Source organism: Fodinibius halophilus (assembly GCF_011059105.1).
In the GTDB taxonomy this organism is placed as follows: Bacteria; Bacteroidota; Rhodothermia; order Balneolales; family Balneolaceae; genus Fodinibius; species Fodinibius halophilus.
Genome location: NZ_JAALLS010000002.1, coordinates 180,537 through 201,027, shown reverse-complemented (window position 1 = coordinate 201,027; position 20,491 = coordinate 180,537). Strand labels below are relative to the sequence as shown.

Here is a 20,491-nt window from a genome sequence, read left to right as displayed (position 1 = left end):
ATCTTTTGCTCACATTTTAAAGTTTTTTATTTGCTTTCATGTATAAATCACTTTCTAGACTTGTATTTAGTATCATATTGGCAACCATTTTATCATCATGCCTTGCTACCAAGTCGTACAAAAAACCTGACGTAAATACCCAAAACCTATATCCATTTGAACAACTTAGCATGGATAGTAGCTCTCTTGCAGAAATGCCTTGGCAACAGGTTTTCAAAGACCCACAGCTGCAAAAACTTATTCAAGAAGCACTCAAAAACAACTTCAATTTAAAACAAGCAATTGAACAGATCCGCATTGCTGAAGCTAATTTTTACCAAGGGCAAATGAATATGCTGCCCAGTCTTAGCCTGGGAAGCACAGTATCCCACAATGAACCTTCGGACAATAATAATAGCCTTGGTACCGGCACCGGAAATACTGTTATCCCCGCCACCGAACAATATGGAATCAGCTTAAGCACAAGCTGGGAACTCGATGTTTGGGGCAAACTCAACAGTGCTAAAAAAGCTCGTTTTGCTACGCTACTACAGTCAGAAGCTACCCGTAGAGCTATTCAAACCTCCCTTATTGCAAATGTTGCCAACAGCTACTACCGCCTTATCGCACTTGATAAGCAATTAGCCATTACCCGGAAAACCGTAAAAAACAGAAAAGAGGTAACCGAAACCATTAAAAACCTTAAAGAAAGTTCCCTCGTTACCGGCGTTTCTGTACAGCAAAGTATTGCTAGTCAATATGCAGCAGAGATTACTATACCGGAATTAAAGCAACAAATTACGGAACAAGAACATGCATTAAGTATCTTACTGGGGCGATCTCCCGGCAAAATTAAACGCGAGAGCCTAGACAAACAGCACCCCATTGATTCGCTGGCTGCCGGTTTGCCAGCAGAACTTCTCCGCAATCGTCCTGATATTTTAGCTGCTGAATATAAATTTCGTAGTGCCTTTGAACTCACAAATAATGCTCGTGCCTATTTTTATCCCTCTTTTACCCTTACTGCCCGCGGCGGTTACCAAAGTCTAACAACTGAAGACCTTTTTAAACCAGGGTCTATATTTTATAACCTAGCTGCCGGGCTTACCCAACCTTTATTTAATAAAGGAGTAAATAAAGCGCGCTTAAAGAAAAGCAAAGCACAACAAAAACAGGCCAAATACAATCTTCGAAATACTATTATTAAAGCGAGCCAAGAAGTTTCAAATGCGTTAAGTCAATACAAAAATGCTGACCAGAAGCTTGCAATGCGTCAACAGCAACTCTCTGCACTAAAAAAAGCTGTTAAATATTCTAACGAACTTCTAACCTATGGCGACGCCAATTATACCGAGGTACTAACAGCCCAGCAGCAACTACTATCAGCACAGATCAATAATATTAATGATCGGTTGCAAAAACTTACAGCTGGTGTAAACCTTTACCGGGCACTGGGAGGAGGCTGGGAAATGTCAGAAACTATTACAAACACCGACAGAAATAAGTAATTAATTTCAAAAGCACTTTTAACTAAAAAATTATTTACCCACTGTAGTAGGGATAACCACAGTTTTACACCTACCCTGAGAGCCGCGCTGTAAAAGATGCAGTTTTTATTTTTGAACTATTAAAACTAATCAGGATGTTGTTTGAATACAGGTTACAACAACAATATTTGGCATTTTATTAGCTGAGTTCAAATGATTTAATAAAACACAGCCAACATTTAAAAACATTAACAAAATATTAGTTGCACACATCAACGATTAGTTTTATCTTTAACACAATAAATTCATAACAGTAGCTTATGAAGTTAAAGCAAGAATTATGTTGCCGTACGTTAGGCTGTAAAATGGGGTTCGCTGTAAAAGGCATGATCCGACTTCTCAAAAAGCGTTTTGCAGAAGAGGATATAAAACTTACAATTGACCAATATTTTACGCTTAATATTATAGAAAGTGACGAAGGCCTTATTTTACAAGAACTGGCCGAAATAGTTGATCGGGATAAGTCAGCGGTATTGCGACAAATTGATAAACTTGAAAGCAACCATTTTCTGGCCCGGGCTAAAGATCCTGACGATAAGAGAAGAAAAATCTTATTAGTAACTAAGCCGGGTATAGATGTGTTGGAACGAGCGCGAAAAATTGATAAAGATGTAAATGAAGAACTCTTAGACCATATCCCTCAAGAAGAAATAGAATACTTAGATCAATTCTTCTCTGAGCTTTATGAAAATGCCTTATCAAAAGCAGGCTGTTGATACTATCAACTAATATGCAATATTGATATGACCTAAGCGTTAGATATCGTAGGATAAAAGGCTCCCAAACCTTTATGTCCTCTTCAACACGAACATATTTTATGAAACTACGATGTACTGAATTTTAAGTACCTAGCATTTTTTACTATACCCACTGTAGTTACCCTACTACAGTTATACACCTACCCTAAGAGCCGTGCTATGAAAGGCGCGGCTCTTATTTTTTTGCCCACCTTATCACATCACATTTACTTAATATTACAAAACTCTTGGGCCAAAACCGTAATTAATTTACAAACCCATAACTATAGTTGTCATAATGTAATTTATACTTTACATTACTATCTCATTACAAGAGAAATCAGATACCGAAACGTTGTATTTACTGCCAAACTATTGCAAAAAAGTAGGACTTACTCTTTTTATACCAACGGCAACAGTCAATCTTATCAATGGCTTTATCCATGGTTATAATAATGGATCAGACTCAACGAAGATACCTGAACTAGTTCCATTTGATGTTATGGGAATAACCATATTTTCAGACTCTTTTTTTGAAATCACTGCTCTTATATCTGCAATAGGATTGCTGATTTATGCACTATCAAAAGATGAAAAAACTGATGAATTTATAATACGGTTACGTATGGAGGCAGTACACTTAACATTTTTTATCTCATTACTCACCATTGCTTTTCTGCTCCTCTTTAATGTAAAAACAAATTTAGATGCTCTTTATATCATAGAACTTCAGATTATCATCTTCCTGATAGCGAAGAAAAGCAAAAAGATAAGCGCATCTCCGAGTACAAGCGAAGGCTATGAACAATAATATTAAAGTTGAACGAGCCCGGCACGGCCTTTCACAAACGGCCCTGGCCGAAAAAGTGGGCGTTACACGGCAAACCATTTATGCTATTGAAACGAAGCGATTTATTCCCTCTACAGCCCTGGCTTTTAAGTTGGCTTCGGTGTTAGAGATCGAAGTGGATGAACTATTTGAACTGGAAGAATCAGATTGGGAAGAATAGCCTTTTACACTAATAGACTATCATATTATGACATTTTTAAAAAGATATACTAGAAAACAATTAAATGTCATACTGGGCATTTTACTCATAATAGCAGCAATAGTATTTGGTAAAACAGGCCCTTATACCTTCATGAAAAACCTTGTAGCATCTATGGGAGGATCTATTACTTTAGCTGTAGCTGTTGCCATGGGAGTTATTTTGCTCTGTTTAACAAGTGGTGTTTTTCTGCTTCGAAGAAGTTAATTTTCAACCCTGCGCACAACTCATTAACGAATAAATTATGAAACTATATAAATTCATTGGCTATTTAATCGGGAGTTTCCTTGGTATTTTACTTTATGAGTTAATGGTGTATTACACAGGACCTTACACCGTTGACTGGCTTGACTTAATACTACAAGGCATAACTATAGCAACAGCAATTGCAATCACTATGGTATTCTCGCAGCGCTGGGGAAAAGAGACCTCGCAATAACCTTTAAGGGTCCCCTGTTTCTTCACCAAACATCCTAAATAAAAATTTGTACCCTTGAAGAATACAAACAGCAATACATTATCAAAATCCTATATCCATTGGAAAAACACCGCTGCAATTTTTCTTAACCTGGGCCTAATCTTTCTTTTCGAAACATTAACACGACTAGATACTGTTGAATTACAGGAATCACTTTCAGCAATTCCTTATTTAGATGTCATAGTACTTTTAGCTATACCTCTTTGTATTTTTATGACCTTAAAAAGGAGCAAATACACTACCGGCAGACTCCGATGGGCTATCACTTTAAATTTCCTCGTAACCATACAGTTAATCTTACTTTTTGAGAATATGGCATCCGTTGGGTCCGATATATTCGCCCCTTTTAACTTCATGTGGTTAGCACTCATTTCCTTACACCTTTGTGTAATAAGTTTATTTTGTGATTACTTCGCTAAAAAACTTGAGGGAAATGAACAGATTCAATACACTTGATAGTTAACCATCAAATATCAAGACACTATGAAGAAACTACTCCCCCTTTGCGGCCTTCTTTTTTGTCTACACAAATTTGCTGAGGGATCAGCTTTTGATCTGGCCTTTTTATAATCCTACTAGCTGTTATAGGATATAGCTATTGGGCCTATCAAGCAATGTTTGACACAGAACATACTGAATCGCAACCCTGCATTTAATCATATCATGAAAAACGATACCAGCTCCTTTTCACTACAAATCGGTTCTCTCAACTTTAACAGTCGCTCTCTTGGCATAATTACCTTTGCCATATTTTTGATGGGAATACTAGTCGGTACGTACAGTATTATCCATATCGACAATCCGGGAATTTCTCACTCAATAACGGTCCCTGTTTTCTTTGGAGCATTTATTATCCCCACCTTAATTTTATTCAAGGGCATCCGAAAAGCAGAAAAAGTAACCCGGGACAATAAGTAATAGGACGCTTACATAGCTTCATAAAAAAAACTTCCCATTCCTGTGGTAAATACCAGGCAGCCGTATATAGCATGTTCCAACGTTACCCAGTATAACGACCTGGTTTTTTGATATGTCCTCCCCATAAAGAGTCCACCAATAAAACTGAGAGCTATCGCCCACCAGTTATCGTAGATAATATGCAGAAAGGCGAATGCCAAGGCACTCAAAACAACTGTTAAATGCTTTAAGGGGAGCTTCTGCTCGAACCGATGAAAAAAGTAGGTGCGAAATATAAATTCCTGCGGTAATGCTGAGAGTAAGGGATACAAGACCATCACCACCATCCACCAAAAGGGACGTTCAAAGGGGAAGGCAAATAGCTGACCCGGATAAACAACCCATACCAAGCCGGTAAGCAAGATGGCAACTAGCAGTACCCTGATCAAAATCGTTTTTGAAATATCATGCAGATCATCTCTGATGAATAAATCGACCTTAAATGAACGATCACGCCATAAACGAAACCCACAATAAACGGCCACAGAAACCAACGCCAATATTTTAGGTAGTGGAATTAATTGCCAATAAAACATCAGAGGTAAACCGATAAATAGTAATACCCCTTCAAGAATATCATACAAATACGTTTTTTGGGTACTTTCCATAAAGAAAAACGATCTATTTACACCTGGCTAAACAGCTCAATTCACAATGCTGTTTGCATTCCTACTTTATATCGGATTAAACCTCATTTTTTGTCATAAAATTCATACCTTTACCCGTTTATACAAACGCAAAGATTTAGTGAATGTCTCAGACTGATACATCCCCACAAAAGAAACAAAAAAAGCCTACTGAAGACCGCCCCATTATTGTAAAGGGAGCTCGTGTTCATAACCTCAAAGATATTGATGTTACGATTCCACGTAACCAGATGACGGTAATAACCGGGGTATCCGGTTCCGGTAAATCGAGCTTGGCTTTCGATACTATTTATGCTGAGGGGCAACGCCGTTATGTAGAAAGCCTCTCCAGTTACGCCCGGCAGTTCCTGGAGCGTATGGATAAACCGGATGTAGACTACATGCAGGGTATTTCTCCGGCCATGGCAATTCAGCAGAAGACGACCTCTTCTAATCCCCGCTCTACGGTTGGTACTACAACAGAAATTTATGACTATATGCGTCTGCTATTTGCACGCATTGGGCATACGATTTCTCCCAAATCGGGACGTGAGGTTAAAAAGGACAGCACTAAAACAGCTATTGAAGAGCTGCACCAACAGTTTGAGGACGGTACAAAATTTTATGTCCTCTTTTCCATTCCCGAACATGAAGAAAAGGGGCTTGAGGATGAACTGCGGGTTTTAAAAGAGAAGGGCTACCCCCGCCTGCTGCATATCGAAGATGAATCGATCCTGGACTTAACGGCAGATGAAGTTGATCCTGATGATTTAGATGCCGATAACTATCGCGTACTTGTTGACCGACTTATCCTAAAGAGTGATGAAGATACCCGCAGCCGAATAGCCGGATCACTGGAAACCGCCTTCCACGAGGGACGCGGACGCTGCTCGGTAAAAATCCGAGATGGCGACGAGCTCAATTTTAGCGAGCGTTTTGAGATGGACGGCATGGAATTCCAGGAGCCTACTCCTCAAATGTTCTCCTTTAATAACCCGTATGGGGCCTGCGACACTTGTGAAGGATTTGGGAAGGTATCGGGTATTGACGAGGATTTAGTTATCCCCGACCCCACCAAAACCATCCGTGATAGTGCTATCGCGCCCTTCAATGGCGAAAAGTTCAGCGAAAATCTACGCGACTTTATTAAAGTTGCCGCTCGAAATAGCTTACCCATTGACACCCCCTACCAAGATCTCTCGGATGAAGTAAAAGAGATCTTGTGGGAAGGAAAAGGAGATTATATTGGCATCCGTCCATTTTTTGAGGATGTCAAAAGCCAATCATACAAAGTACATATGCGCGTCTTCTATTCACGCTATCGAGGCTACAGCCGTTGCCCCGATTGTAAGGGATATCGTGTGCGTAAAGATGGGTTATATGTTAAAGTTAATGACAAACATATTGGGCAGGTTGCTGAGATGACGATAGGTCATGCCCGTGAATTCTTTGAAGAGTTAGAACTCAGTGACTTTGAGAAGGAAGTGGCAGAGCAAATTCTTTATGAAATTCGTAAGCGCCTGAAATACCTCGATGAAGTAGGGCTCGAATATCTTACTCTCAATCGTAAAGCCAAAACACTGAGTGGGGGAGAATCGCAACGCATCAGCCTGGCAAACTCATTGGGCAGTTCCCTGATCGGAAGCCTCTATGTGCTTGATGAGCCGACGATAGGGCTACATCCCAGAGACAACGATCGGCTAATCAATATCTTAAAATCACTCCGCGATATTGGTAATACTGTACTCGTAGTAGAGCACGACCCCGAAATGATAAAAGCGGCTGATAATGTCATCGATATCGGACCCTTTGCAGGAGTTCATGGCGGAGAAGTAGTCTTTAGCGGAGATTATGACAAGCTGTTAGAATCAAAAACACTGACCGGAAAATACCTGAGTGAGGAAAAGAAAATTCCGGTCCCCGAAAAGCGGCGCGACGGAAGCGGTAAGTCTTTGGTTCTTAAGGGTGCAATGGAAAACAACCTTAAAGATCTGGATGTTGAATTCCCTCTTGGCAAACTGATATGTGTTACAGGCGTGAGTGGCTCAGGAAAATCGACCATGGTACATGATACCCTCTATGCCGCTGTTGAGAACGAGTTTGGCACCTACAAAGATAACATTGGGAAACACCGGAAAGTGGAAGGACTTCACAATATTGACTCGGTAGAAATGGTGGACCAATCTCCTATTGGACGCTCTTCGCGCTCGAATCCTGCGACTTATACCAAAGCGTTTGATGGTATTCGGGATCTTTTTGCCAATACTCGGCAATCTAAAATAATGGGCTATGAACCCGGCCACTTCTCTTTTAATGTGCCCGGTGGACGATGCGAAACCTGCCAGGGCGAAGGCATCCAGAAAATTGAGATGCAGTTTATGGCCGATATTGAGCTTACCTGTGAAGAGTGTGGCGGCAAACGCTATCGAAAGGATGTACTACAAGTAAAATACCGGGGCAAAAATATCCATGATGTGCTAGAGATGTCGGTCTCTGAAGCTATCGAATTTTTTGTGGATGAAGAACGCATCACCACTAAACTACAAACTCTTGAGGACGTAGGGCTCGGTTACGTTAAGTTGGGACAAAGCGCGCCTACCCTATCGGGCGGAGAAGCACAACGGGTTAAACTGGCCAAGTTTTTAAGTAAATCAGTGGGCAATCATACCCTCTATTTCTTTGATGAGCCTACTACAGGACTCCATTTTGAAGATATTGCCAAACTGCTGGATTCGTTCAATGAATTAGTCAATAACGGCCATACGGTCATTATTATTGAACATAATCTGGATGTTATCAAATGTGCTGATCATATTATTGATATCGGGCCTGAAGGAGGTTTTGCCGGCGGACAGATTGTTGCCACCGGTACCCCCGAAGAAATTGCAGCAACAGAAGGCAGCCATACCGGGCGGTATTTAAAAGAGGAGTTATAAATAAAAAGGGGGCTTTCTTGTTATCAGAAAGCCCCCCTTTTCGCTATTTTTTTTTAGTTAGATGTGAGATCTACTATATCATCTTCATTCAATTGGTGATAATCTACTACTTCGTGATAATTGGAATAATCCAGGCTTTTTTGGGCAGCAGGAGACTTTGACGAGGTACTATCAACGACCGAACTCGAGGCTGTACGTATAATGCGAATCTCTTCATAACTCTCCCCAGGTCCATCAGCTGCCTCAATCCAAAAATCAATATACATAGGGTCTGCACTGTCATTCCAGCGATGGGCAACAAAATACATTGTTTGGTCACTAATCCCGTAACCCGAAAGATGATAATACCAGCCTGAAGAATGTTTTAGATACACATCCCATTCGCTTTCCTCCATTTCAGTTTCTGATATTCCATGTATTTCGCGCCGTGTCACAGTTGAGGAAGTAAAATCATGGCCATCAAAAATATATAAAGTGACATTAGCATTACCATCATCTCCCTTGGGACCTTGATCTCCTTGGGGACCCTGCTCACCTTGTGGCCCCTGTGGGCCTTCTGGGCCTTGCGGTCCCTCACAAGCAATAGTACCTAGTACAAGTACTACTGACAACAGCATAACACTTAACTTAAAACCTGCTATTTGGTTAGTCGTATTTTTTATTTTCATAAACATAGTACGTAATCTTGATTTACAGTTTTTATTAAGAGAGGTTTTTTTCGTTTTATCTACTCGCCCCTCTATTTAACTATGCGTAAAAACAAAAGAGAGTACGACACGTTTTTTTGATCACCTCGCTATTTAAAAATGAGAACGAAGCTTTCTGCAATATCTCTCTCGAAACATTTGCTGATAAATCCAGTTAGAACTATATGCGATGCTACAATAGATGTTGTTGAGAGTGCTTTTAATAATCTATGAGGTATGTTGGAAACTTTTTGTTATCTCATCTTGATGTAGATAATTAATCCATGTCCAGTGATTCAAAATCAAATATTACCCAGCTGTTAGTGCAAGCCAGTTCTGGAGATCAACAGGCCTATGATAAACTATTTCCTATGGTTTATAATCGGCTGAGAGAGATTGCCCATCGCCAGTTGGGAAAAGAGCATACAGAGCATACCCTACAAAAAACGGAACTCGTCCACGAAGCTTATCTAAAGCTAACTGACATCAATAAGCTGGACTGGCAAAACAGGGCTCATTTTTTTGCTATTGCTACTAAAGCAATGAGACAAATATTAATTGACTATGCCCGTAAAAAGACCGCCCAAAAACGGGGTGGTCAGCAGCAACGTATATCCTTTGAAGAAGGTAAAATTGACCTGGATCGACATGCCCAGGATTTAATTGCTCTTAACGACCTTATTGATAAAATGGCTGAATTTGACGAACGCAAAAGTCGGGTTGCTGAAATGCGTTTTTTTACCGGCATGACTAATCGTGAGATTGCAGAAATATTAGATGTATCTACCCGGACTATTGATCGTGACTGGCTTAAAGCCCGTAGTTGGCTTCACAAAGAACTCAAAAATGTTTAATTCCTTCTCAATACACTTGAAGCAACGTAATCTATTGACTCATACCCAGAGAGTAATTAAAAAACCAGTACAATGGATAAGAAAAAATGGAAAAGAATAAGTCGTATTTTTGATTTAGCACTTAGTCTGCCTCCCAATCAACGGACAAACTATATACACCGCCTTTGTTCAGACAAACCTGAGTTGCAGCACGAAGTTCATCAGTTGTTACAATCTGCTGAGGAATCAGAGGGACTTGCAAATCATCACTTACAAAATAACAGGGCTCTTCTTGAGAATTTCGCTACTCATATCAATATGACAGTCCCGGAAATCGAGGATTCTCTTGAAGGAGAAACTATTGATCAATGGGAACTTATTGAACTGCTTGACCACGGGGGAATGGGAAGTGTCTATAAAGCCCGACTAGTAGATTCTGAAATTCATCAGATCGGGGCATTAAAAATAATGCATCAAAACCTTAAAACGCCTGCAAATATTCAGCGTTTTAAGCTGGAACAACAGATATTGGCTGAGCTTAATCATCCCAATATTGCCCATAGAATAGATGGCGGCATAACTAAAAATGGGTTGCCCTATCTCGTTATGGAATATATTGATGGAATACCTCTTTTAGAATACTGTGATAAACATCAACTAACAGTTAAAAAACGCCTTAATCTCTTTCTTGGTATCTGCGATGCAGTACAATATGCCCATAAGAACTTAGTTGTTCACCGTGATTTAAAACCTCAAAATATATTAGTTACTGGTCAGGGGCATATTAAAATATTGGACTTTGGTATTGCCAAACTACTTGATCCCAACCTATATGAGTTGTCTGCCATCAAAACTCGCCCGGGATTACGGCTTATGAGCCCTGAATATGCTTCTCCTGAACAAGTTGGCGGTGAAGCTGTTACAACAGCATCTGATCAATATACTCTTGGCATTCTACTATATGAACTAATGGGGGGACTCCATCCCTTTGATGTTGAGAACAAACAATACAGCGAAATTACGGATGCTATAAGCAGTCAAGCTCCACCTTATCCCCACCAAAGATTGCAAGACCTAAACAATGGGGTAAAGGTTAGCAAAATAGCAAAAAAGCGATCAACCCAACCCCAAAAATTAATTAAGACACTGAGAGGTGACCTACTCTCCATCATCCAAAAAACCCTTCGCAAGGAACCGGAGGCACGTTATGATTCAATTAGCCAACTAAAAGATGACATTTCGCTGTATCTGCAGAACAAACCTCTGCTAGCAAAAAAAGATGTCATAAAATATCGAATAGTGAAATTTATTAAACGGCATGGAAAAAAAATTGCTGCTGCTATATCTTTTATTCTTATCCTGACGTCACTTATTGGGTATTATACTATAAAACTTGCCGATGAGCGCGATACTGCTCGTTTAGAAGCCAAAAAAGCAGAGCAGGTTAAAACCTTACTCATTGATATTTTTCAAAGTGGTGATCCCTTTTCACAAACCGGAAGTAAAGATATCACTGTCCGTGAAGTACTTGACAGAGGCGTCACCAAGATTAAAAACACCCTACAAAAGCAACCGCTGGTACGAGCAGAACTTCTGGGAGCTTTAGGTAATGTGTATACAGGCCTGGCCTTATACCCCAAGGCAAAACCTCTATTAAAAAATACGGTGGATATTTATGCTAATGAGCTAGGAACTAACCATCAGAATGTTGCATACACGACAAATAAACTTGGCTATTTATTGCTGAGACAAGGGAATTACCATAAGGCTGAAGCTTCCTTTAAACGCAGTAAACAGATTTTCAAGAAAAATCTGGGAAAAAACAATCCTGATTTTGCCTATGCTCTTAAAATGCTGGGATTTCTGTATTCAGAAACTGGTCGCCCGCAAAAGGCTCTCAGTCATTATCAAAGAGCCATTAATATTTATGAGGCTAATAGTTCGCCAGCCATTACCGGCGCTTTAAATGACCTGGGCTATTTATTGAAGGATCTGGGAGAGTTCAAAAAAGCAGAAGCCACCCTTCAACGATGCCTTAATATGCTGTCTGACAAAAAACAAGCTCGCATTTCTCATGCCAATGCCCTCTCTGGTATTGCTCAAATCAAACATCAAAAAGGTGAGTTAGTAGAAGCTGAGAAACAGTTTAGAAGGGTATTGTCCATGCGAAAAAAAGCATTTCCTCCAGGACATACCTATATCGCAGCTTCTCAGCTCAGGCTCGGTTGGGTTGTAATTGAACAAGGGCACAGTAGCAAGGCTATACCTCTGGTTCAAAATGCATTCCGGAGTTTTAAACAGCATCTACCCTCAGAACATTGGAAGGTGGCTGCCGCTCAGGGCATACTTGCATTAATAGATATTGAGCAAGGTAAATATGAGCAAGCCGAGAATACATTATTACGAACCCACCAAATATTTAAGGAACAGTTTGGTAATAATAACTGGAGAACCCAACGGAGCAAAAAAGCTCTCAGCAAACTCTACTCTGTATGGGATAAACCTAATTTGGCTGCCCAGTTTACACCTTAATAACCTGTGACTTTAACTGTTATTAACATAAAAAATGTGCTGCACCTGTAGGGTGCAGCACATCCACAAAATATTTAACTACTGTTATATACTAGTCAAGAGATATCGTCCCCGAACCATGATCAGGAATATCGAAACGCTGCTGTAGCTCCTCATAGGACATGTCTTCCCATACTCCCCTGTTAGGATTAACTTTTGACGAACTCCCGGAAGATGCCTGTCCGCCGGGAATAAGGACATATCGAAATCTATTATCAGAAGAGAAAGAACCCGGATCTGAATTTGGATTGTTCTTGTCAAAGACTTCTACCCTTACGGTATCCGGCAGTACTTTATGATAAAGTTGAAGACCGTCAAGAAAACCTGCCACATCACCAGAAAACGGCAACTGGTATATAGCCTCTACATTTTGAAAATCAACATATACCTTAACAACACCTTGGTCCACGATTTCCTGTGTTAGATCAGAGGTTACCATATCAAAATGTCTCACAGAATCTCCAAAAAATTCAGCGGGTTTCCATGTATCCGCATTATGCCAATCCGAATAGATAACATTGGCCGTACCATCATCACCTTTTGGTCCCTGGGGACCCTGCGGGCCTTCTGGCCCTTCCGAACCTTGCGGTCCCTCACATCCCACAATCATTGCCAAACCAACAACCAATGACAATGCCATTAATTTTACATTTTCCATTTTAACGTATTTAAGCAACTGCTCTTCTGTAGACGTATCCATTTTTCTTGATTTTTTATTATTCAGTAACGCATGAATGTAGACTCACTCAGTTTATGCGTGATATTTCCTAATCAGAGGACAAATTACTTTTTTTCTTATTCTTATCATCTATATGCAAGAGATTCCTTTTTACCTTTATAAGGTTGCCTGTCCTCAAATAACCTACAATAAATTTTTTAGGAGCTACCAATATTGATCAATGAGAAGTGCCTATCTCAAAAATAAGAAGGGTATACTAAGTAGCTATAAAGCACTTACAATAAACAGCTCAGTTAGCTAAAACAGGAAAAATTGCTAGTAAAGCCAAACCCAACAAAACTGTCCAACTAGTATCCAAATAAATAGGGCTCCCTAATAACATGGAGCCCTACAAATATGCCTAATTCTTTGGTTATCTATCTAAATTATAGTAACCCACAACTGCTTCGTAATTCGAGAAATCAAGCGGAGGTATCCCGTTTGATTCATAGGTAGTGGCGGGAATAACTACGGCCTTAAACTCTAAATCCGGCAGATACGTATTCATCATATAGCTGGTATCCCAAGCACCGCTCTGCAAACCAACGTTAGGTACAATCCACATGGCATAGTTGGGGTCTCCACCATGTGTGAACCTCAGTTCTATACCTCCGGATTGTCCGCCTCCTGATACTTTGGCGCTCGCAGGCAACTGCATGACATCTGAATCTCTACCTCCAGACTGTTTGCCCAGCCCCCTAACATAAACAAATACCGCCCCATTAAGTTGATCTACGGAACTCAACCCAAACCAACCCCCGCTTGCTGCCGAAATAGGATAAGTTGAAATATCATTGGGGGATTCGTAGGCTCCACTCTGCATCCAATCACCGGCAGGAATCTGAGTCCAACCACTCGAAATAACATTCGCATTCCCATCTTCACCAGGATCACCTTTGGGACCTTTTAAGAAAACAAAAGAGATCCACCCACTGTCTGTCTTAGGCCCATACAGCTTAGCCGAACTACGATCGAGATAATAATCACCTATCTTTCCAAGAGTATCTGCCGGTGAACCACTTCCCGCATGTATTTCACTGCCATCTTTTCCATCTTCTCCTCGTAGCATCAGGGGCGTTCCCCAACCGGTATCGGTTTGGGGACCGTAAATTTCACCCGTATTCTTATCCAGATAATAATCACCATTACTTCCCAGGTCGGATGCCGGTGCACCCTGCCCGGCATACATTTCACTGCCGTCTTCACCGGCAGGCCCTACCTGCCCTTCTTCACCCTTTGGCCCTTCTGCTCCGGCTGGTCCTTCGCAGCCTGTCACAAAACTAAATGCAGTTAATACGCTGCAGAATATCATCATACCGATAAAAAAGTTGCTAATTCTTAACTGACTGCTATTGAAATAATTCATATCTCTTCAATTCCTTTTCAATTAATAATATGAGCTCGAAGTATACCATTGCTACACCTATAAATACGTAACCCGACATAAAGTTAGCTCAAATACAGGGACTTTAATTAATACCCTAACCATCCGAAAGGAACAAAAGGCTTCGATTCTTCATAAAAGATTATAGAGAATCCTAAAAATGAAGAATGACGTTATGAAAAAATTATTAATACCCCTCTTACTATTCGCAACTATTACCATCTTTTCTGTTAATAAAGCCAAAGCACAGGCAGAGATCGGCATTCGTGCCGGAGTTAATTACAGCAATCTCAATGATCAGCCTGACAATTTGGATCCAAGTAACCGCACCGGGCTAATGCTAGGCGGATATTTGAACCTGAAAGTCCCGATGAGTCCGATATCTATTCAACCCGAAGTGCTCTATACCCAAAAGGGATACAAAGCACTCGGTGGCACCTTAAAGCTGGATTATATTGAAGTACCAGTACTTGCCAAGTTCAGCTTTGCCCCTGGCCCGGTCCAACCTCATGTCTATTTTGGACCGTATGCCGGTTTTGTTTTCAACAGTGAAGTCTCGGGCGGAAGTTTGAGTATTGATTTGGATAACACAAAGACCGATTTCGGGGGTGTTGTAGGTGCAGGGACGGACCTAAATGTCGGTGCTGCCAAACTAAATATTGGTGTCCGTTATAATTTTGGGCTCACATCTAACCTTGATATTGAAGACGCCGGTAAAAACAGTGTGCTCTCTATAGTAGGCGGATTTAGTTTCTAAAAACAAATAACCACTTTGCATTTATTCCTCTGCCGGGACTATCTGACCAGTAGGCGTAATTTTTTCTCCCGGGGCCGGTTCTTCACGCGGAAATTTATTAATGGGCACATCAGGATCCCGGTCGTGAGGCACATAATGGGCATGTGAACCATGAGACACAGCGGTATACGACTTCTGGTTGAAATAGCCCAATGCATCAGCAAGTGCTAAACTCGCTAATACTAGTACTGCAGCAATAAATATGTATTTGAGTATATTTTTAGAAGTCATTCGTCTTTAATATCTGTTTAAATAACGATCACTATTAATATTGGATAAATAATCACCACCACTCTTCAACAATACTAAAAGTACCCAGAAAATCTGAATAGATCATCCCTATCATTGCTTTTTCTTTTGCCGGGATGAACTCTTTCTAAAAGCGGCTTGTTGCTCGTAAGTTAAACCTTTAAGGGAATACGCCAATAAGTTAAGTGCTCTGAGAACATTATGTTTAGAAAGCTCATATATCTCAATTGGTCGGCTTTTTTGGCACGACTTACTAATTTTCAGGCCTTTTTGGTTATTGGGTATATCATCTTTCTTTTGATACTCTTTTCCAACCTCTTGGGATCTGCATTGGTCATTGTCCTCTTCGATCATAACCCTGCAGTAATAAGTCAACTGCCATGGCTTACCTCCGAGATACATCAGCTTATTACACTCATCTTTGCCAATGTCCTATGGATACTCCACTTCTCTTTTACTAGTACCCGCCTGCTAAACATGCCAGAAAACCGCAAGCTTCTTGCGTTTGGTTACCCGGTAAAAAAACTAAGCTGGCATCTTAATTTAATGGGCTTTCTACACCCGCTCAATCTCATTTATAACTTTACGTGGCTTGTTTTTCTGCTCATACAAATTAAACACCTTATGTATGTTCCCGTGGTTTTAGCCGTAGTACTACTTAACTATGCCATTATCTACTCCATAAAACATCGATTTCTAAAAGTTATCGAGAAACGCTTTAAGCTTATTGTGTTTAGTGCCTTGTTTGTCATTTTTGGAACTATTCAAGCTATAGCAATTATCTCTCGTGAATTTGAGTATGTCGTCGCCCAATACCTTCCAGGCATAACAACCCTAAACAGCTACCTCTTTTATACCCCCGGAGGCTTGTTACAATACACAGCCACCGGTGAATATAGCCTTGGTGTGGCTTCTGCAATCTACGGCTTCACTGCCCTACTTATCTTTTTAATTTTTCGTGATCATTTTTTAAAAACTAGAGAAGGATTATTGCAGCCCATACAAGAACGAAAAATCTACAAAAAAAACCAATTGTGGCACTTTCTCAAAAAGTGGTTGGGCCTACATGCCGGCAAGTTTTATTATTATGTACTCTCCCACTCCTACAATCGCCTGCAGCTGTTAACTATTGCGCTCATCCCTGCTGTTTATATCCCCCTCTTATTGCAGCTAAACAACAATTACTATAGCGCACTACTCATCCCCACAATGCTCGCTGCAATCCCCGTTGCTCTGCTGGCCATGGGTATGGCTAATATGTATGGTTACGAAAACAAAGAATTTTTACTACACCGACAATTTCCCAGTTCTTTTGAAAGGCAGCTTAAAGAGCGCTTCCTGGGGATTATCGTTGTCCCGCTTCTTATCTTTTACCTGATTACTACAGCTGAAATACTCTACCTGCCCCAACTGGGCTCGGTAGTTGGCATCTATATCGCAAATACTTTTTTCTTTGCCTGTTTCATGTTGGTATTCATCTGGTCATCATTTTACTACTACAAAAAGGCCGACTATACCTCTTTTAGTTTCAAGCATCCCATTATTTCACAAAAGGTCACTTTTATGATGGTCTTCCTGATCTTTGGATTGGGATACGCCGTTTTTGCACCTATTGGTAATCTACAAATCTATCGCCTCTACGTAATGGGTGGGCTTATCCTGGCAATAAGCGTATACCTGTGGCGCAATATGAATGTACTGGTCCGCGCCTTTGACAAACATATTCTGCACCAAGTCTGGGATGATGCCGGACAATAACTAAATATAATCTTAAACAAACCAGTGTTTATACCACCTAAGCGTACTCCTTATTTTGCCATGAAATTAATTAGAAATAATTTTGTTTGAGTAGTTGAATAGAAACGAATTCGTTAGTTCAACACCCCCTAGGTATGGAACAAGCCATAGAAATTAACGCCCTGCAAAAATCGTATGGAGATACGCCTGTACTTGATAATTTTGATCTTAGCGTTCCATCGGGCAATATATTTGGACTCATTGGTCCCAACGGTGCGGGGAAAAGTACGCTGATCGGAATACTTACCGGTCTACTGGATTATGACGATGGCCAAATTATCATCGATGGCTTACCCTTGACCGAAGAAAATGAACTTAAAATAAAGCGACGGGTAGCCTCGGTTCTACAGCCGCCCCTTCTTTTTGAACACTTCACGAGTAACGATTTTCTGCATTATATCTGTGATATCTACGAAATACCCAGCGAAGGTCGTCAACCTAAAATTAATTCCCTGCTCAATTACTTGGGCCTGCAAGAATTTGAGTATGCAAAAATTAACAAACTTTCTGCCGGCAGCCGAAAAAAGCTCTCTTTCTGCGCCGCTATTCTTAGCAAACCTAACATTTTGTTCCTGGATGAACCCTTTGAAAGTATTGATGTGATCTCTATCGGCCGTATGAAAACCATTCTTAACCAGCTTCAAAACAAAGGGGTCACCATTATTATTACCAGTCATATTCTGGAAATTGTGGAGAATCTCTGTGATGATATTGCCATCCTGCACAACCAGGAAATCATTGCTTACCTGGATTCTGAAAGCCGCAAGGAGCTGCAGAAGGATGCCAGTCTCAGCGAAATATTTGAGAGTTATATTGAGATAGAGAAGCCCCAGGATGATGTTTTAAACTGGTTATAGCCCCTACCTCCTTCCAGAGCAGAGCACTGGAAGTAGGAGGGGGCTAAATTTATTCTACTCCTTCCAGTGCTCTGCTCTGGAAGGAGTAGAACGGTGGAAATTTTCCACTACGTTCGAAATGACCTGTGGGGGCATTGGTTGCCCGATATTACAAATTCTGCCCCGACACAAACAATGGATAGTGCGAGCATCCCGCTCGTGCTAAACAGCCCACACTATAACCAGCAGACACACAATCCGCGTACCTATCAGTCATAACATTTACCTATCCGTAACACAACCTTCCGAGGCAGACGATACCAACTGGGCATATTTATAGAGCGCCCCTTTTACATCCAACGAGGGAGGCTCCCAGCTTTTTCTACGCTCTGCCAGCTCTTCATCCGAAAGATCCACGTCAATCTCCCTGCTGTCAGCATCAATGGTAATGGTATCCCCATCTTCAATAAGGGCAATGGTCCCACCCACCTGTGCTTCCGGCGTAACATGACCAATCACAAAACCGTGACTCCCGCCCGAAAATCGTCCATCGGTAATAAGAGCAACCTCTTTTCCAAGTCCGGCGCCCATAATAGCCGCCGTTATCGAAAGCATCTCACGCATTCCGGGTCCACCTTTGGGCCCTTCATAGCGAATCACTACCACATCTCCCGCTTTCACCTCGCCATTCTCAATTCCTTCAAGACTTTCTTCTTCCGAGTTATAAACCCGCGCCGTGCCGGTAAATCGGGTCCCCTCCTTTCCGGTGATCTTGGCTACTGCCCCTTCAGAGGCCAGGTTTCCATATAAGATCTGCAGGTGTCCTGTTTTTTTGATGGGATTACTCACCGGTGAAATAATTTTCTGCTCCTCAAACAGTCCGGGTACGTCGGCCACATTCTCTTCGAGGCTTTTCCCTGTAACGGTAAGTGGGTCACCATGCAAAAGCTCTTCCTTTAACAACAATTTCTGCACTGCCGGTACTCCTCCCACATTATACAGATCTTCCATTACATACTGTCCGCTGGGTTTTAGATCAGCCAAGTAAGGCGTTTGCGTACTAATATCCTGGAAATCATCAATGGTAAAAGGCACTTCCGCAGATCGGGCAATAGCCAGCAGGTGCATCACCGCATTGGTGGAACCACCAAGCGCAATCGTAATCGTTACTGCATTTTCGAGTGCTTTTCTTGTGATGATATCCCGGGGCGTAATATCCTGCTCCATCAAGTTGAGTATTGCCTCTCCCGCACGGTGGCACTCATCCACCTTCTGCTGATGTGTAGCCGGAATAGACGAACTAAACGGCAAGCTCATCCCCATTGTCTCAATAGCCGAGGCCATGGTATTGGCAGTATACATGCCCCCGCAAGCTCCGGCCCCGGGACAAGCGTGGCGGAGTACCTCATCCATCTCTTCTTTGGTGATTTCATCCGAAAGGTATTCGCCATACGATTCAAATGCTGAAACCACATCCAGATCTTCTCCCTGGTACTTCCCGGGGCGGATGGTTCCGCCGTACACCATAATAGAAGGACGATCAAAACGTGCCATAGCTATTATTGAACCCGGCATGTTTTTATCACATCCCACAACAGAAATATTAGCATCGTACCACTGGGCTCGCATCACCGTTTCAATGGAATCGGCAATAACCTCTCGCGACTGCAGCGAATACTTCATACCCTGCGTTCCCATCGAAATACCATCACTTACTCCAATACTGTGAAACATGAATCCAACCAGTCCGGCATCCCAAACGCTCTCACGAATATGCTTACCCAACCCATTCAGGTGCATGTTACACGGATTGCCATCCCAACCCGTGCTGGCAATTCCAACCTGAGGTTTATCCATATCTTCATCGGTCAAGCCCGCACCGTAGAGCATCGCACGCGAGCCAACCTGAGATTCTTTTTGTGTTAGTTCTGAGCTGTATTTATTGAGTTTCTGGGCCATGAGCACTATTTATTGATTTTTATAAAAATAAAGTAACCAAATATAACAACACCCTAAAAGAAAGGTTTTAAAACCCTTATTTCTTTTTTTGGGCAACTAGTAAAAAACCGAAACAGTTAAACTTTCATCTTTTTGTTTTTTTATTTGACATCGAAATCTCCATTATCTATTATGAAAATTCAAATTGAAAGAAATAGTTGCATTTGTACTCACAAGTAATACATACCAATAACGCCAACCGGTTGCCGGATCTCCTTTCCGCGCTGTCCGATGCTTTTGGTATGGCTATGTTACTTGTGGTATCTCTTATCTCTCTTATAGTACCTGTATCTATTTCTATCTCCCCTGTGGTA

The 20,491-nt window shown here is 41.3% G+C and carries 19 protein-coding genes; 13 read left to right on the top strand and 6 right to left on the bottom strand.

What is annotated here, in order from left to right; translation table 11 throughout:
* Window positions 1-38: 38 nt before the first annotated feature.
* The 7 genes from G3569_RS02585 (at window position 39) to G3569_RS02555 (ending at window position 4,708) form a co-directional block, all read left to right on the top strand.
* Window positions 39-1,487, top strand: a complete 1,449-nt coding sequence (locus G3569_RS02585; protein ID WP_165265781.1) for an efflux transporter outer membrane subunit — start codon at window positions 39-41, stop codon at window positions 1,485-1,487.
* Window positions 1,488-1,786: 299 nt separating this feature from the next.
* Complete coding sequence (locus tag G3569_RS02580; RefSeq protein ID WP_165265779.1) at window positions 1,787-2,242, top strand: MarR family winged helix-turn-helix transcriptional regulator; 456 nt, start codon at window positions 1,787-1,789, stop codon at window positions 2,240-2,242.
* A 376-nt stretch (window positions 2,243-2,618) separates the two neighbouring features.
* Window positions 2,619-3,074, top strand: a complete 456-nt coding sequence (locus G3569_RS02575; RefSeq protein ID WP_165265777.1) for a hypothetical protein — start codon at window positions 2,619-2,621, stop codon at window positions 3,072-3,074.
* Window positions 3,064-3,273, top strand: a complete 210-nt coding sequence (locus G3569_RS02570; RefSeq protein WP_165265775.1) for a helix-turn-helix transcriptional regulator — start codon at window positions 3,064-3,066, stop codon at window positions 3,271-3,273. Before G3569_RS02575 ends, G3569_RS02570 begins: the two co-directional genes overlap by 11 nt.
* 27 nt (window positions 3,274-3,300) lie before the next feature.
* On the top strand, window positions 3,301-3,519 hold the full coding sequence (locus G3569_RS02565) for a hypothetical protein (RefSeq protein WP_165265773.1): 219 nt from the start codon (window positions 3,301-3,303) through the stop codon (window positions 3,517-3,519).
* A 37-nt stretch (window positions 3,520-3,556) separates the two neighbouring features.
* Window positions 3,557-3,751: a hypothetical protein gene (locus G3569_RS02560; RefSeq protein ID WP_165265771.1), complete on the top strand. Its 195-nt coding sequence runs from the start codon at window positions 3,557-3,559 to the stop codon at window positions 3,749-3,751.
* Window positions 3,752-4,453: 702 nt separating this feature from the next.
* Complete coding sequence (locus tag G3569_RS02555; protein WP_165265769.1) at window positions 4,454-4,708, top strand: hypothetical protein; 255 nt, start codon at window positions 4,454-4,456, stop codon at window positions 4,706-4,708.
* Window positions 4,709-4,716: 8 nt separating this feature from the next.
* Here G3569_RS02555 and G3569_RS02550 read toward each other — a convergent pair whose 3' ends face one another.
* On the bottom strand, window positions 4,717-5,355 hold the full coding sequence (locus tag G3569_RS02550; RefSeq protein ID WP_165265767.1) for a CPBP family intramembrane glutamic endopeptidase: 639 nt from the start codon (window positions 5,353-5,355) through the stop codon (window positions 4,717-4,719).
* 143 nt (window positions 5,356-5,498) lie between these two features.
* Between G3569_RS02550 and uvrA the strand changes: the two genes are divergently transcribed.
* On the top strand, window positions 5,499-8,309 hold the full coding sequence (gene uvrA / locus G3569_RS02545) for an excinuclease ABC subunit UvrA (RefSeq protein WP_165265765.1): 2,811 nt from the start codon (window positions 5,499-5,501) through the stop codon (window positions 8,307-8,309).
* A 53-nt stretch (window positions 8,310-8,362) separates the two neighbouring features.
* Here uvrA and G3569_RS18305 read toward each other — a convergent pair whose 3' ends face one another.
* Entirely contained in the window at window positions 8,363-8,983 is a 621-nt protein-coding gene (locus G3569_RS18305) for a collagen-like triple helix repeat-containing protein (RefSeq protein WP_205719994.1), read from the bottom strand.
* Between the two features lie 296 nt (window positions 8,984-9,279).
* Here G3569_RS18305 and G3569_RS02535 point away from each other — a divergent pair, with 296 nt between their 5' ends.
* On the top strand, window positions 9,280-9,849 hold the full coding sequence (locus G3569_RS02535; protein WP_165265763.1) for a sigma-70 family RNA polymerase sigma factor: 570 nt from the start codon (window positions 9,280-9,282) through the stop codon (window positions 9,847-9,849).
* Window positions 9,850-9,921: 72 nt separating this feature from the next.
* Window positions 9,922-12,360 carry a protein kinase domain-containing protein gene (locus tag G3569_RS02530; RefSeq protein WP_165265761.1) on the top strand — a complete coding sequence of 813 codons (2,439 nt, stop codon included), beginning with the start codon at window positions 9,922-9,924 and terminating at the stop codon, window positions 12,358-12,360.
* A 91-nt stretch (window positions 12,361-12,451) separates the two neighbouring features.
* On the opposite strand, the gene G3569_RS02525 is transcribed toward G3569_RS02530, so the two are convergent.
* Both G3569_RS02525 and G3569_RS02520 read right to left on the bottom strand, forming a co-directional pair.
* Complete coding sequence (locus G3569_RS02525; protein ID WP_165265434.1) at window positions 12,452-13,099, bottom strand: collagen-like protein; 648 nt, start codon at window positions 13,097-13,099, stop codon at window positions 12,452-12,454.
* Window positions 13,100-13,490: 391 nt separating this feature from the next.
* Window positions 13,491-14,483: a collagen-like domain-containing protein gene (locus G3569_RS02520; RefSeq protein ID WP_165265759.1), complete on the bottom strand. Its 993-nt coding sequence runs from the start codon at window positions 14,481-14,483 to the stop codon at window positions 13,491-13,493.
* Window positions 14,484-14,676: 193 nt separating this feature from the next.
* Here G3569_RS02520 and G3569_RS02515 point away from each other — a divergent pair, with 193 nt between their 5' ends.
* A complete protein-coding gene (locus G3569_RS02515; RefSeq protein WP_165265757.1) occupies window positions 14,677-15,258 on the top strand; it encodes a porin family protein in 582 nt (193 codons plus the stop codon).
* Between the two features lie 21 nt (window positions 15,259-15,279).
* Here G3569_RS02515 and G3569_RS02510 read toward each other — a convergent pair whose 3' ends face one another.
* Window positions 15,280-15,528 carry a hypothetical protein gene (locus tag G3569_RS02510; protein ID WP_165265755.1) on the bottom strand — a complete coding sequence of 83 codons (249 nt, stop codon included), beginning with the start codon at window positions 15,526-15,528 and terminating at the stop codon, window positions 15,280-15,282.
* A 219-nt stretch (window positions 15,529-15,747) separates the two neighbouring features.
* Between G3569_RS02510 and G3569_RS02505 the strand changes: the two genes are divergently transcribed.
* Both G3569_RS02505 and G3569_RS02500 read left to right on the top strand, forming a co-directional pair.
* The gene (locus G3569_RS02505) at window positions 15,748-17,304 is read left to right on the top strand and encodes a hypothetical protein (protein WP_165265753.1); all 1,557 of its coding nucleotides are present in this window, start codon (window positions 15,748-15,750) and stop codon (window positions 17,302-17,304) included.
* Window positions 17,305-17,438: 134 nt separating this feature from the next.
* Window positions 17,439-18,200 carry an ABC transporter ATP-binding protein gene (locus G3569_RS02500; protein WP_165265751.1) on the top strand — a complete coding sequence of 254 codons (762 nt, stop codon included), beginning with the start codon at window positions 17,439-17,441 and terminating at the stop codon, window positions 18,198-18,200.
* Between the two features lie 261 nt (window positions 18,201-18,461).
* On the opposite strand, the gene ilvD is transcribed toward G3569_RS02500, so the two are convergent.
* Window positions 18,462-20,138, bottom strand: a complete 1,677-nt coding sequence (ilvD, locus tag G3569_RS02495) for a dihydroxy-acid dehydratase (RefSeq protein WP_165265749.1) — start codon at window positions 20,136-20,138, stop codon at window positions 18,462-18,464.
* Window positions 20,139-20,491: the final 353 nt, after the last annotated feature.